The 14,529-nt window shown below is 47.6% G+C and carries 10 protein-coding genes and 1 tRNA gene; 10 read left to right on the forward strand and 1 reads right to left on the reverse strand.

Annotation, left to right across the window (positions count from 1 at the left end; genetic code table 11):
- Positions 1-138: 138 nt before the first annotated feature.
- From QVO99_RS04495 to QVO99_RS04535, 9 genes are all read left to right on the forward strand, one after another.
- Positions 139-891 (forward strand): ABC transporter ATP-binding protein, encoded by a 753-nt coding sequence (locus QVO99_RS04495; protein WP_042519608.1) that lies wholly within the window; start codon positions 139-141, stop codon positions 889-891.
- Between the two features lie 18 nt (positions 892-909).
- Complete coding sequence (locus tag QVO99_RS04500) at positions 910-2,148, forward strand: ABC transporter permease (RefSeq protein WP_022316408.1); 1,239 nt, start codon at positions 910-912, stop codon at positions 2,146-2,148.
- Positions 2,145-3,257: a sensor histidine kinase gene (locus tag QVO99_RS04505; RefSeq protein ID WP_022316409.1), complete on the forward strand. Its 1,113-nt coding sequence runs from the start codon at positions 2,145-2,147 to the stop codon at positions 3,255-3,257. Before QVO99_RS04500 ends, QVO99_RS04505 begins: the two co-directional genes overlap by 4 nt.
- Positions 3,232-3,945, forward strand: coding sequence for a LytR/AlgR family response regulator transcription factor (locus QVO99_RS04510; protein ID WP_022316410.1), 714 nt, complete (start codon positions 3,232-3,234; stop codon positions 3,943-3,945). The genes QVO99_RS04505 and QVO99_RS04510 overlap by 26 nt, the downstream gene beginning before the upstream one ends.
- A 316-nt stretch (positions 3,946-4,261) precedes the next feature.
- A tRNA-Pro gene (locus tag QVO99_RS04515) sits at positions 4,262-4,334 on the forward strand.
- A 182-nt stretch (positions 4,335-4,516) separates the two neighbouring features.
- A complete protein-coding gene (locus QVO99_RS04520) occupies positions 4,517-6,130 on the forward strand; it encodes a CTP synthase (RefSeq protein WP_044072024.1) in 1,614 nt (537 codons plus the stop codon).
- Positions 6,131-6,180: 50 nt separating this feature from the next.
- Positions 6,181-8,076, forward strand: coding sequence for a membrane protein insertase YidC (gene yidC, locus QVO99_RS04525; protein ID WP_022316412.1), 1,896 nt, complete (start codon positions 6,181-6,183; stop codon positions 8,074-8,076).
- A gap of 81 nt (positions 8,077-8,157) precedes the next feature.
- The gene (locus QVO99_RS04530; protein ID WP_288176961.1) at positions 8,158-10,323 is read left to right on the forward strand and encodes a S9 family peptidase; all 2,166 of its coding nucleotides are present in this window, start codon (positions 8,158-8,160) and stop codon (positions 10,321-10,323) included.
- 61 nt (positions 10,324-10,384) lie between these two features.
- Positions 10,385-11,797: an MFS transporter gene (locus tag QVO99_RS04535; protein ID WP_022316414.1), complete on the forward strand. Its 1,413-nt coding sequence runs from the start codon at positions 10,385-10,387 to the stop codon at positions 11,795-11,797.
- Between the two features lie 668 nt (positions 11,798-12,465).
- On the opposite strand, the gene QVO99_RS04540 is transcribed toward QVO99_RS04535, so the two are convergent.
- Positions 12,466-12,849 (reverse strand): DUF3127 domain-containing protein, encoded by a 384-nt coding sequence (locus QVO99_RS04540; protein WP_022316415.1) that lies wholly within the window; start codon positions 12,847-12,849, stop codon positions 12,466-12,468.
- Between the two features lie 219 nt (positions 12,850-13,068).
- On the opposite strand from QVO99_RS04540, the gene dnaN reads away from it, so the two are divergent.
- Complete coding sequence (gene dnaN / locus QVO99_RS04545) at positions 13,069-14,193, forward strand: DNA polymerase III subunit beta (RefSeq protein ID WP_022316416.1); 1,125 nt, start codon at positions 13,069-13,071, stop codon at positions 14,191-14,193.
- Positions 14,194-14,529: the final 336 nt, after the last annotated feature.

Raw genomic sequence — 14,529 nt, forward strand, 5'->3', positions numbered from 1 at the left:
TCGCCAAACATTCACCCCTGAATATAAAATCTCAGCATAAATTGAAAATAATGGTCAAAACATTTGGATATTAACATAGAAAGCGATTTGGGATAAAAACGTGCTTGGAACTTGAATAAATTCATGAATCAGAACAATATGGACAGTAAAAAAGTCGTTATAGAATTACAGAACGTTAAAAGAGAGTTTCTTGTAGGCGATGAGATGGTACATGCCTTGAGGGGCGTCTCTTTCAAGATATACGAGGGTGAATTCGTAACCATCATGGGTAAGTCGGGCTCCGGAAAGTCTACATTGCTAAACCAGCTCGGATGCCTCGATACTCCATCAAGCGGTGAATATCTGCTCGACGGGGTATCGGTGAGAACAATGTCAAGACCACAACGAGCCGTGCTGCGCAACAGAAAAATAGGTTTCATATTCCAGAACTACAATCTGTTGCCAAAGACCACCAGCATAGAGAACGTAGAGCTTCCCCTGATGTACAACTCAGACGTTTCGTCAACAGAAAGACATGACAGGGCAATTGAAGCCCTCAAGGCAGTGGGATTGGGTGACCGCCTATACCACAAGTCCAACCAGATGTCAGGTGGACAAATGCAACGTGTGGCCATAGCCCGTGCCTTGGTGAACAACCCTGCCGTAATACTTGCTGACGAAGCTACAGGAAATCTCGACACGAGGACATCGTTTGAAATCCTCGTGCTCTTCCAGAAACTCTTCGCTGCAGGAAGAACTATAATATTCGTGACACACAATCCCGACCTGGCCAACTATTCGAGCCGTAACATCATGCTCAGAGACGGCAAGGTGATAAGTGACGAATACAACAACAACATACAGTCGGCAGCCGAAGCACTTGCACAATTACCGCCAAGCACCGACGAATAAACCAATGAGGACAGAACAATGAATTATAGCAATCTTTTCAAGATAGCCCTCAGAGCTATAGCCGCCAATAAAATGCGGTCTTTCCTTACAGCCCTCGGCATTATCATTGGCGTGGCTTCGGTCATTGCCATGCTTGCCATAGGCCAGGGATCAAAGAAAAGTATACAAGCAAACATTGCCGAGATGGGCTCTAACATGATAATGATAAACCCTGGAGCCGACATGAGAGGCGGAGTGAGACAGGATGCCTCATCAATGGAAACCCTGAAACTTGCCGACTATCAGTCGCTTAAAGACGAATGTAAGTACATTTCAGCAATAAGTCCGGTGGTGAATAAAAGCGGACAATTCATCTACGGCAACAACAACACCCCATCTACTATCTATGGAGTGAACACCGACTATCTCTCAATCCGCCAACTCAGCGTGAGCGATGGAGATATGTTTTCAGATGAAGACATAAAGTCAAGCGCAAAGGTATGCGTTCTAGGACAGACCGTAGTTGACAATCTCTTTCCCGACGGCAGCGATCCCATCGGGCGTGTGGTGCGTTTCAACAGCATACCTTTCAGAGTCGTCGGAGTGTTGAAGAAGAAAGGATACAACACGATGGGTATGGACCAGGATGATCTCGTGCTTGCCCCATACACTTCTGTAATGAAGAGGATACTCGCACAGACGTATCTCGGAAGCATCAACTGTTCTGCAATAACAGAAGGGCTTACAGACAAGGCTACAGACGAGATAACCACAATACTGCGTCGTAACCACAAACTGAAAGAGGCCACAGACATGCAGGAGACCGACGATGACGACTTCAACATACGCTCACAAGAGGAACTTGCATCAATGATGAACTCAACCACAGATATGATGACCATTCTGCTGGGATGTGTGGCAGGCATTTCACTTATAGTGGGCGGCATCGGAATCATGAACATCATGTATGTGAGCGTGACAGAGAGAACCAAGGAGATAGGACTCAGAATGAGCGTTGGAGCACGCGGAGTGGACATCCTTAACCAATTCCTCATCGAGGCGATACTGCTCAGCGTGACAGGAGGCATTATCGGCGTACTGATAGGAGTCTGTTCATCATATGCCATCAACCTCATTGCCCACTGGCCGATATACATACAGCCATGGAGTATCGTCATGAGCTTCGCCGTGTGTACCTTTACAGGTGTGTTCTTTGGTTGGTATCCGGCAAAGAAAGCAGCACAGCTCGACCCTATCGAGGCTCTCAGATATGAATGATTAAATATAAGAAGAACAAACTCAACGCCATGAACTCATACAAGAAGGCCCTTGTCGCTATCCACGTTGCCGTATGGCTCGTGATATTAATATCCCCGCTCACATTCTTCGATAGAGGTGACCGTTTTGAAGCAGACAAGCTGATACCGATGTTTTCCACACCAATTGCCATGATGCTGGTGTTCTACACCACTTATCTATACCTCACGCCCAAACTGTTGCTCAAAGGACAAAAGCGTAAGTTCTGGACATATACCATAGCATTGGTGATACTAATGGGATTAGGGCTACATATCTGGTTTCAGGTGAGCCATAGGGTATTCTTCCATCCGGAACATCACCTGCATCCGATGAAAAAGATGAGAGAGCCGAATGCGTTGATGGACTTGATATTCATTTTGAGAAACGTTTTCAACATGACTGTTACTGCAGCCATAGCAGCCATGTCGATACTGTCAATCAAATGGCAGTCGTCAGAAACGGCACGTCGGGAAGCAGAGATGGCAAAACAGGATGCAGAGCTGAAGAACCTGAGGAATCAGGTCAATCCTCATTTCCTGCTCAACACCCTCAACAACATCTATGCCCTCACAGCCTTCAACCAGCAGAAAGCACAAGAGGCGATACTGGAACTCAGCGGTATGCTCAGGCATATCCTCTACGATAACCAGCAGGACTTCGTCAGACTCGACGATGAGATTAAGTTTATCCACAGCTATATCAACCTTATGAAAATCCGCATTCCGAAGACTACCAAGATACAAATCGACGTCAACGTGCCCAAAGACACGGAACTGAGGATTGCTCCCCTAATTTTTATCTCGCTGATAGAGAATGCCTTCAAGCATGGTATAGGAACGGCAGAAAACAGTTTCATACACATAAACATATATGCCGACCGCAACCATATCGCATGCGAGATAGAAAATTCAAATTTCCCCAAAAACGACACCGACAGAAGCGGTCACGGCATCGGCCTTGAACAGGTGGGCAAACGCCTCGAACTTGCCTACCACAAAAAGTATACATGGGAAAAAGGAACAAAAGACAATAACAAGATTTATTATTCTAACATATATATTTATGACACTAAACTGCGTGATAATTGATGACGAGCCGCTGGCAGCAGAGCTGCTGGAAAGTTATGCTCAGAAGGTGCCCTTCCTCAGAGTGGAAGGAGTGTACAACAGTGCCACACAAGCAATAAAGACCATACGCGAAAAAAAGATCGACCTGATATTCCTCGACATCCAGATGCCGGAACTCAGCGGACTGGAATTTGCAAGGATAATCAGCAAGGAAACGAAAATCGTGTTCACTACGGCTTTCAACCAATATGCGATTGACGGCTACGATGTCAATGCTCTCGACTATCTTCTGAAACCCATCAGTTTCGAGAGATTCCTGCAGACTGCAAACAAGGCCCTCGAGTGGTTTGACATTCAAGACAGACAGAAGACAATGCGCGAAGACCGGTTCGTGTTCGTGAAAAGCGAATACAAGCTGCAGAAAATCAACTTCGACGACATCCTTTATGTAGAGGGTGTTAAAGACTATGTAAAATTTTATTTCACTGACAGTTCTAAAAACATCATGTCTCTAATGAACATGAAGAAGGTGGAGGAATACCTTCCTTCGCCAGAATTCATGCGCATACACAGATCATACATCGTACACATGCCCAAAGTGGAACTGGTCGATCGCTTCCGCATTGTTATCGGTGACCAATATCTCCCCATCTCAGAAAGCTACAAAAACGAAATGCTAAAATACATTGACAGCCACTCACTAGTATGAGGATAATACAACAATAATGCTTGCAAACCAACAAAGGGGATGTGACAGACCACCATTCGTCTATAATCCATCCCCTTCCCAGCTCTGATATTAATCAGACAATTGCAATACGGGTAAGGTAAAAACAATATTTAATAATGTGGAAATTGTGTTTTTAGGAAAATCTCTGTAAACTATTAAAAAAAGAGCATGCAATTTAATGCTTTTTTCTTGAAAAGTTTTGCAGAAACAAAAAAAATCCGTACCTTTGCACCCGCAATCAAGAAACAAACACAACAAGAGTTGCAGGAACAAGAAGATTGTCAAGACAAACAATCGGGGTGTAGCGCAGTTGGTAGCGTTCCTGGTTTGGGACCAGGCTGTCGCAGGTTCGAGTCCTGTCACCCCGACACAAGGAGAATGATTTCGGTCATTCTCTTTTTTTTATTCTTCTAAACCAACCTCAATCCGCTGACCCATAATTCTTCATAGAAGAAAAAAGCGAAAAAAAGCTAATCCTTTGGCTATAAATGTTTTTATTGTTAACTTTGCAAATCGTTTGAATATTATAAACAATAAAAACAACAAGACCGTGACTGAAACCAAGTACATCTTCGTCACTGGCGGTGTAGTATCATCGCTCGGCAAGGGAATTATCTCTTCTTCAATAGGTAAGTTATTACAGGCAAGGGGCTACAATATCACAATCCAGAAATTCGACCCCTACATCAACATCGACCCAGGAACCCTGAATCCGTATGAACACGGTGAATGCTACGTCACCGTGGACGGTATGGAAACAGATCTCGACCTCGGACACTACGAGAGGTTCACAGGCATTCAGACCACAAAGGCGAACTCACTCACCACAGGACGCATATACAAGGCTGTGATAGACAAGGAGCGACGTGGCGATTATCTGGGAAAGACGATTCAGGTAGTTCCGCATATCACGAATGAGATAAAGAGGAACATAAAGTTGCTCGGAGAGAAGAACCACTACGACTTCGTAATAACGGAAATCGGAGGAACGATAGGCGATATAGAAAGCGCCCCATACCTTGAGGCGATAAGACAGATGAAATGGGAACTGGGCAAGAATGCAGTATGCGTACATCTAACCTACGTACCCTATCTCAAAGCAGCCGGAGAACTGAAGACCAAACCAACTCAACACTCCGTAAAAGAGCTTCAGAGCGTCGGCATACAGCCCGACATTCTCGTGCTGCGAACCGAGAAACACCTCGGAGACGGAATACTCAAGAAAGTGGCATCCTTCTGCAACGTCGACTTCGACTGCGTCGTACAAAGCGAAGACCTGCCTTCCATCTATGAAGTGCCCGTCAATATGCAGAATCAGGGACTCGACTCGGCAATCCTCAAGAAGATGGGCATTGAGCCGGGAGAGACTCCTGCACTCGGACCATGGAAGAGCTTCCTCGAAAGAAGACAGAAAGCCACAGAAGAAGTACATATAGGTCTTGTCGGCAAATACGACCTTCAGGATGCATACAAGAGCATCAGGGAGAGCCTCTCTCAAGCCGGCACCTACAACGACCACAAGACCGTCATTACGTTCATCAACAGTGAGAAGCTCACTGAGGAGAACGTGGCAGAAAAGCTGCAGGGAATGGACGGCATAATGATATGTCCCGGATTTGGACAGCGTGGAACAGAGGGCAAGATCGTTGCAGCCCACTACACCAGGACTCACGACATTCCAACTTTCGGCATCTGTCTCGGAATGCAGATGATAGTTGTGGAATTCGCGAGAAACGTGCTTGGCTATGAAGATGCCAACAGCCGTGAACTCGATGAGAAGACGGAGCACAACGTGATCGACATCATGGAAGACCAGAAGAACATCACCGACTTGGGTGGAACGATGCGACTCGGCGCCTATGAATGTGTACTGAAACAAGGATCACGCGCCTTTGAAATCTACAAGAAGGAACACATACAGGAGCGCCACCGTCATCGCTATGAGTTCAACAACAGCTTCGAGCAGGAATACGAGCGTGCAGGAATGAAATGTGTGGGACGCAACCCAGAGAGCGACCTCGTTGAAATCGTGGAGATACCAGGACTGAAATGGTATATCGGAACACAGTTCCATCCGGAATACTCAAGTACGGTGCTCAAACCGCATCCTCTTTTCCTTGACTTCGTGAAAACAGCTATAGCCTGCAAGAAGGGTAAGAAATGACAACCGGTTAATAACGCAATATTTATCAGAAAAACAACTTATTTTTGACAATGGATAAAAACACCATCACGGGCTTTGTGCTCATCGCAGCATTGCTCATCGGTTTCAGTTGGTACAACAAACCGTCAGACGAGGAAATAGCCCAGCAGCAGAGAGTGCAAGACTCCATAGCCAATGTGGAGAAGAAGAAAGCAGCAGCAAAACAGGTTGCCGATGCAGCCGCAGCCAAGGCAAACGCCCAGGCGCTGGCAACAGACACCACAGCCCTCTTCCATGAGGTGATGTCAGGAAAGGCAACAGACGTGACACTCCGCAACGAAAAGGTAGAACTCACGCTCAACACAAAGGGAGCCACAGTACAGAAAGCCGTAATCAAAGGGTTCGCCGACCGCAACGGCAACAATGACGTGACGCTCTTTGACGCTAAAGACCAGCAACTCAAATTCATGCTTGCAGGCAAGGAGACAAACCTCGTGACGAGTGACATGTATTTCACGCCTTCAAATGTCACCGACTCTACGGTAACGTTCACTGCAGCAACAGCTAACGGAAAATCTCTCACTATTTCATATAAGCTGGGCAAAGACTACATGCTACATGCCTCTATTCAGGCAAACGGCATGGCAGGAATGTTCTCTCCGAACTACAACGCGATTGATGTGGAATGGACAGACAAATGTCGTCAGCAGGAGAAGGGCTTCACTTTCGAGAACCGTTATGCGTCGCTCACATACCATCTGACCGAAGGCGGAACCGACTATCTTAACGAGGGCAAGGAACTGACCGACGAGACTGTTGAGGACAACATCGACTGGGTTGCATTCAAGAACCAGTTCTTCAGTGCCGTAATGATAGCAGAGAAGGACTTCGGCAAGAATGCCAAGATGACAAGTATTCCGCAGGAGAAGGGTTCTGGTTATCTGAAGCAGTACGGAGCAAAGATGAAAACATTCTTTGACCCGACTGGAAAGCAGCCTACAGAATTAGAGTTCTACTATGGTCCTAATGATTTCCGTCTGCTGCAGAACGTAGAGGAAGAGAGCAAGTTCGGCAAAGACCTTGAGATGCAGCGCCTGGTTTATCTGGGATGGCCTCTGTTCCGAATCATCAACAGATGGTTCACCATTTACGTTTTCGACTGGCTCACCAAGCTCGACATTAATATGGGTATCGTATTGATTCTCATCACTATGCTCCTCAAGTTCATCACATTCCCGCTTGTGAAGAAGAGCTACATGTCTTCGGCCAAGATGCGTGTGCTGAAACCAAAGCTCGACGAGATAACGAAGAAATACGACAAGCCAGAAGACCAGATGATGAAGCAACAGGCAATGATGGCAGAATATTCCAAGTATGGCGTCAGCCCCCTGAGCGGTTGTCTGCCAATGCTCATCCAGATGCCTATCTGGATTGCTATGTTCAATTTCGTGCCTAACGCCATACAGCTAAGAGGTGAGAGCTTCCTCTGGATCAGTGACCTATCTACCTACGACCCAATCATAGAGTGGCACACCAATCTGTGGCTCATCGGCGACCACTTGAGTCTCACGTGTATCCTCTTCTGTGTAGCCAACGTATTGTATTCAATGATGACAATGCGCCAGCAGAGAGACCAGATGGTTGGCCAGCAGGCTGAACAAATGAAGGCAATGCAGTGGATGATGTATCTCATGCCAGTGATGTTCTTCTTCATGTTCAACGACTATTCTGCCGGACTGAACTTCTACTACTTCATATCACTCTTCTTCAGCGCTGCAATCATGTGGACATTGCGCAAGACCACAAACGATGAGAAGCTTCTGTCTATCCTCGAGGCCAAATACGAGGAAAACAAGAAGAACCCGAAGAAGACCAGCGGACTTGCCGCACGACTCGAGGCCATGCAGAAGCAGGCCGAGGAACTCCGCAAGCAGCGCGAGGAGATGGAAAGAAGAAAGGGCCACTAAGTATCAAACAACAAGTCTGTAAAGGATTCCAGGCGTTGCATAATGCCGGAATTCCTCGCAGGCTTTTTTACCTTCTATATTATGAAAAAATCAATTATCATCGCCATGGCTCTCTCATTGGGATGCCATAGCCTAAAAGCACAGACCACAGTGGAAACAATCGGAAAGAGCAACGTCACGCTCAGCAGCAACAAGATGACTCCCGAGGCCCTTTGGGCAATGGGACGAATTGCATCTGCCCAGGCGTCACCCGACGGAAAGCTCATCGTATACCAGGTGGGCTACTACAGTGTGAAACAGAACAAGAGTCGCCAGGTAATCTGCATCATGGATGCCAACGGCAAGAACATCCGTCAGCTCACTACAGCTTCTGCAAGCGAGACTGATCCAGCATGGATAGAGGGTGGCAAACGCATCGCCTTCATTTCCGGAGGACAGGTCTGGTCTATGAATGCCGATGGAACAGACCGCAGGCAGCTGACCCACGACAAGACCGGCATAGACGGTTTCAAGTTCTCGCCAAGTGGCACACAGGTAATCCTCGTGAAACAGATAGCCTATCATGAGAGCATCAAGAAGAATCCGTCAGACCTGCCTTTGGCCAGCGGAAGGCTCATCACCGACCTGAACTACCGCCACTGGGACGAATACGTGGAGACTATCCCCCACCCTTTCTTGGCTGATGTCACAGCCGAGGGCATAACCGAAGGCACAGACATCCTTGCCGACGAACCATACGAGTGTCCCATGAAGCCATTCGGAGGTGTGGAGCAGCTGGCATGGAGCCCTGATTCAAAGAGCATTGCATATACATGCAGAAAGAAGTCAGGAGTGGAATATGCCACTTCTACAGATTCTGACATATATCTCTATGAACTGGCTACAAAGCAGACCAAGAACCTCTGCAAGCCAGCCGGATACGTAGCACCCAAGAACGACACTTCAAAGTCAAAGAAATTCCAGGCTGTGAACTCTGCCGAGAATCTGAAGAACAACCCTGGCTACGACATCAACCCCAAGTTCTCGCCCGACGGCAAACGCATTGCATGGCAGAGCATGGCACACGACGGATATGAGAGCGACAGAAACAGACTCTGCGTCTATGACTTCGCCACCGGCACAAAGCTGTATGTCACAGAGAAGTTCGACTCCAACGTGGATGACTTCTGCTGGATGGCAGATTCCAAGACCATCACTTTCATCGGTGTATGGCACGGATGCGTGAACATGTATCGCACCGACCTGACAGGAAAGGTGGAGCAGATGACAAACGACTGCGCAGACTTCGTGTCCGTATCTCTTGCCAACAGCGGCAACAAGCTGCTTGCCATCCGCCAGAGCATGTCGGCACCAAACGACATCTTCGTGGTGACGCCGGAGAAAAAGGCTGAGAAGTCGAAGGTACAGCAGTTGACTTCGGAGAACAAGGAAATCCTTTCTCAACTCTCTCTCGGCAAGGTGACAGAGCGCTGGGTGAAGACTACCGACGGCAAGGACATGCTCGTATGGGTGGTATTGCCTTCTGATTTCGACGAGAACAAGAAATATCCTGCTCTGCTCTTCTGCGAAGGCGGCCCACAGAGTCCTGTATCACAGTTCTGGAGCTACCGTTGGAACATGCAGATAATGGCAGCCAACGGATACGTGGTGGTTGCTCCTAACCGCCGCGGACTGCCAGGTTTCGGTTCTGAATGGAACGAGGAGATAAGCGGCGACTGGACTGGCCAGTGCATGAAAGACTATCTCAGCGCTATCGACGACGCTGCCACACTGCCATTCGTTGACAAAGACCGTCTCGGTGCCGTTGGTGCAAGCTTCGGCGGCTTCAGCGTTTACTACCTCGCAGGCCATCACGACGGACGTTTCAAGTGTTTCATCGCCCACGACGGTGCTTTCAACCTCGAGTCTATGTATACCGACACCGAGGAGGCCTGGTTCAGCAACTGGGAATACGACGATGCCTTCTGGAACAAGGACAAGACTGCCAATGCCAAGAGGACATACGACAACTCTCCTCACCATTTCGTTGACAAATGGGACACTCCTATACTCTGCATCCATGGCGAGATGGACTACCGCATCAATGCCAACCAAGGTTTCGGAGCCTTCAATGCAGCCCGCCTGAGAGGCATTCCTGCAGAACTGCTGCTCTTCCCCGACGAGAACCACTGGGTTTTGAAACCACAGAACGGCGTTCTCTGGCAGCGCACATACTTCAACTGGCTTGACAAGTGGCTGAAGAAATAAACTTTTCAAATGAAAATATAAAAGAAAAAGGAAAATAAAAACAATTAAAAAAAGAATTAAAATGGTTCAAACAGTTAAACAACTATTAAATGACAAGGCATGGGCACGCTGGACAGCCCTCATCCTTATCGCTTCCATGATGTTCTTCGCCTACATGTTTGTCGATGTAATGTCACCAATCCAAGCTCTCATGGAGAGCGAAAAAGGCTGGGGTCCTGACACGTTCGGAACTTATGCCGCTTCTGAGTATATCGTCAACGTGATGGGCTTCCTCATCATCGCCGGTATTATCCTCGACAAGATGGGCGTTCGCTTCACAGGAGTCCTGTCTGCCTCTATGATGTTTATCGGAGCGCTGATCAAGCTCATCGGAATCTCTGATTGGTTTGCCACGACCGGTTTTCACGACTGGCTCAACACCTGGTGGGTGTCTCTTCCTGCCAGCGCCAAGATGGCATGCTTCGGCTTCATGCTCTTCGGTTGTGGTTGTGAGATGGCAGGAACAACAGTTTCAAAGGCCATCGCAAAGTGGTTCAAGGGCAAGGAGATGGCTCTCGCCATGGGTCTCGAGATGGCTATCGCCCGTGTGGGTGTGTTCGCCATCTTCTCAATCTCACCAATCATCGCGAGCAAATTCGGCACTGTAGTAGCTCCTATAGCATTCTGCACCGTCCTCCTGCTCATCGGTCTGATTACGTTCATCGTGTTCACATTCATGGACAAGACACTCGACAAGCAGCTCGGTGTGTCTGAAGAGGCTGGAGAGTCTGAGGAGGAATTCAAGTTCAGCGACCTTGGCAAGATTTTCTCTTCACAGGTGTTCTGGATAGTTGCCCTTCTCTGTGTGCTCTACTATTCAGCCATCTTCCCATTCCAGCGTTATGGCGCAAACATGCTGCAGTGTAACCTCGACGGAATTTCTCCATCCGATGCTGCCAACATCTTCCGTTGGTTCCCTATCGGTGCTGCTGTCATCACTCCATTCCTGGGCAATTTCCTCGACCGCAAGGGCAAAGGCGCTACGATGCTCATGGGCGGTGCGCTGATTCTCATCTGCTGCCATCTCGTGTTCGCATTCGTATTGCCAGAGACAAAGAGCCCGCTGATTGCCTACACCACCATCGTGCTCCTCGGAATCTCATTCGCTCTCGTGCCGGCTGCATTGTGGCCAAGCGTTCCAAAGATTATCGACGAGAAGATTCTCGGTTCTGCATACTGCCTTATCTTCTGGGTTCAGAACATCGGTCTTTGCTTCGTGCCAAAGCTCATCGGCAACTTGCTCGCTTCTACCAATGAGAACAACCCTGCCGTTATAGCAGCCAAGAAGGCGGGTGCAGACTTCATTCCTTACGACTACACGGTGCCACTCGTAGTGTTTGCGAGCTTCGGCGTTGTTGCCCTTCTCTTCGCCATCTATCTGAAGGCACTCGACAAGAAGAAGGGCTTCGGTCTGGAGGAGCCAAACATCAAATAATGACGCACATCATGTGGGGTCCTTTATCAGAAGCCCATATAGCATAATTCTTGCCTTGACATAAAGGCGCATCGGTCATCAGGTGATTGACGGATAGGTCTTGAAGACTATCCACAATTCCTGATGACCGATTTTTATTAGCATATTGGAAACCGACATTTGGAACATTATACCATGTAGGTATCTACGAAAAATGAATAAAAATACTTTCAGAGGCTACCGACGATGAACATATTGTAAAAGTGAATCCATGCGTTTGAATCCGTTTATTTTACAAAATAGTACCAAAAGTACCAAAAGTCCCAAAGTCCCAAAGTCCCATAAGTGCACTATATTTTGTAAATATAATGATAATACATTGATATATAATATATTATAGAAAATGAAGAATCGTCTTGGGACTTTGGGACTTTGGGACTTTTGGGACTATTTTGTAAATTATTTTCAACCACTTACATATTCCATTCCATTAATAAGTACTCATATTTCCTAATTGTTTCAAATAAATTTGCAATTCTATCGTTGTCCGGTTATTCACATATATGGGAAAAAACGAACAATTGCGGACACAAAAAAATGCCGCAAGAAGCATTACACCTCTTGCGACAATATCAATTCCCTGTCACTACAACGGGAAAAACCGTTTGCTCAATCGACGGTTTTCTGCTTTAGAAAGGCAGATCATCAGTAGACTCGCCTGTAGCGGCAGCTTCCGGCTGTGCTGGCGGGAATGGTTCCGGAATTGCCTGTTGCGGAATCTCTGCCATAGGCTCCTGCATTGGCAGCTCCACTTTCCATGCACGGATAGAGTTGAACCAACGGTCATTCCACTGGCGTGCGTCGATATCAAACGACACCTTGACAGTGTTGCCAACAACGAGCATGGAGGCAAACTGGCTGATTCTGTCGTTGCCGAAGACCTCAAAACACATCTTCTTGGGGTACTGCTCCTCTGTCTCTATCACATACTCCTGCACCTTCCATGGGTTGCCCGTCTTTGAGGTTCCCTCACGAGGGGCAAGCACAGCTATAACTTTTCCTTGTATTTCCATTTGTTTTTCCTTCTTTATGGTTTGTTCTGCGAAATTACCAAAATAGTTTTAAAAATAAAAACATTTCATTTTATTTTTTGCTCACCACAAGGTTTTTTTGTATTTTTGTAGTCGTTATCTGCCAGACGCCAACAGGTCGTAAAATAAGAAGAAAATAGCGTCCGGCAAAGCAAGGACAACGATAAACAACAATAAAAAACAACAATAAAATACACAATAATGAGAATCACATTGTCATGCGCGGTGCTAAGCAGCCGCCTTCTTACACTGTCGAAAGTGCTTAACAGCAAGAACTCACTACAGATTCTGGACTGCATCCTTTTTGATGTAAAGGACGGAGTGCTCACGCTCACCGCTTCTGACAAGGAGAACGAGCTCACCACCAGTGTGGAACTCGACGAGGCTGATTCCGACGGAAGGTTCGCCATCAGCAGCCGCACCATCATCGACGCCGTTAAAGACCTGCCGGAGCAGCCAGTCACGCTCACAGTAGACCTGAACACCTACTCCGTGAGCATTACATTCCAGAACGGAGGCTATACCTTCACGGCACAGAATGCCGATGAATTCCCTATGGCACAGCCAGTAGGCGACGGGGCAACGACAATCACCATACCATCCGGCATCCTCGCCGACAACATCTCGCGCACATTGTTTGCCACAGCTAACGAGGAAATCAGACCTGTGATGAACGGTCTCTATTTTGACCTCAACCAAGAGGCATTGGCAATCGTGGCAAGCGACGGACACAAGCTCGTGAGAAACAAGATACTGAGCATCACCAACGAAGAGCCTGTGTCGTTCATCTTGCCGAAGAAACCCGCCACACTGCTCAAGAACGCGCTGACCCACTACGACACACCTGTAGAGATACGCTTCGACAACCTCAATGCAGAGGTGACATTCGCAGCAGGCAACTTGAAGTGCAGACTCATAGAAGGCAGATATCCCAACTACAACTCTGTGATTCCAACCGACAATCCATGCCAGATGACCATCGACCGCAGGGCTCTTCTCGGTTCGGTGAAGCGCATCCTGCCATTCGCAAGCGAGAGCAGCCAGTCCATCCGTCTGCGCCTAGGCATCGGACAGGTGGAGGCGTCGTCAGAGGACATCGACTTCGCGACAAGCGCAAAGGAAACCATAGTATGCGACTACAACGGAACTCCTATGAGTATCGGCTTTAAAGGCCCTTCGCTCGTCGAGATCCTCTCAAGCCTGACAAGCGACGAAGTGTTGATGGAGCTTGCCGACCCAAGCCGTCCGTGCCTCATTTTCCCATCAGAGCAGCCTGAGGGGCAGAATATCCTTATGCTCATCATGCCGATGCTGCTGAACGACTAAAACCAGAAAGGGCAAACATATATAGGCAACAAACAAAACGGCAGGGAATACCGGGGAGCACCGACAAGCCAAGAAGGCCGAGCACCTCTCCCCTATGCCAGACGACAAGGAATAAGAAAAGGAATCAACACAGCCTGACACCATTCTGAATGGCAAAAGACTATGACGTCCTTCTCTTGTTCCTTGGTTCAGATAAGGCATAAACACCATCAGAAAACGTGTACAAACCCTTTGACAACAGAAAAAAGGCTGGTTGCTTGTCAAAAAACAACCTGGTTGCGTATAAAATAATGGTGAGTTGCCCATCTAAAACAGGTAGATTGCATTGACAAAACA

It is taken from the genome of Prevotella sp. CAG:592, from assembly GCF_000436015.1.
Lineage (GTDB): Bacteria > Bacteroidota > Bacteroidia > Bacteroidales > Bacteroidaceae > Prevotella > Prevotella pectinovora.

Coding starts and splice junctions, on each gene's coding strand:
- QVO99_RS04540 (WP_022316415.1), bottom strand. CDS start 12,849: ATGGAAATACAAGGAAAAGTTATAGCTGTGCTTGCCCCTCGTGAGGGA.
- QVO99_RS04510 (WP_022316410.1), top strand. CDS start 3,232: ATGACACTAAACTGCGTGATAATTGATGACGAGCCGCTGGCAGCAGAG.
- QVO99_RS04495 (WP_042519608.1), top strand. CDS start 139: ATGGACAGTAAAAAAGTCGTTATAGAATTACAGAACGTTAAAAGAGAG.
- yidC (WP_022316412.1), top strand. CDS start 6,181: ATGGATAAAAACACCATCACGGGCTTTGTGCTCATCGCAGCATTGCTC.
- QVO99_RS04530 (WP_288176961.1), top strand. CDS start 8,158: ATGAAAAAATCAATTATCATCGCCATGGCTCTCTCATTGGGATGCCAT.
- dnaN (WP_022316416.1), top strand. CDS start 13,069: ATGAGAATCACATTGTCATGCGCGGTGCTAAGCAGCCGCCTTCTTACA.
- QVO99_RS04500 (WP_022316408.1), top strand. CDS start 910: ATGAATTATAGCAATCTTTTCAAGATAGCCCTCAGAGCTATAGCCGCC.
- QVO99_RS04535 (WP_022316414.1), top strand. CDS start 10,385: ATGGTTCAAACAGTTAAACAACTATTAAATGACAAGGCATGGGCACGC.
- QVO99_RS04505 (WP_022316409.1), top strand. CDS start 2,145: ATGATTAAATATAAGAAGAACAAACTCAACGCCATGAACTCATACAAG.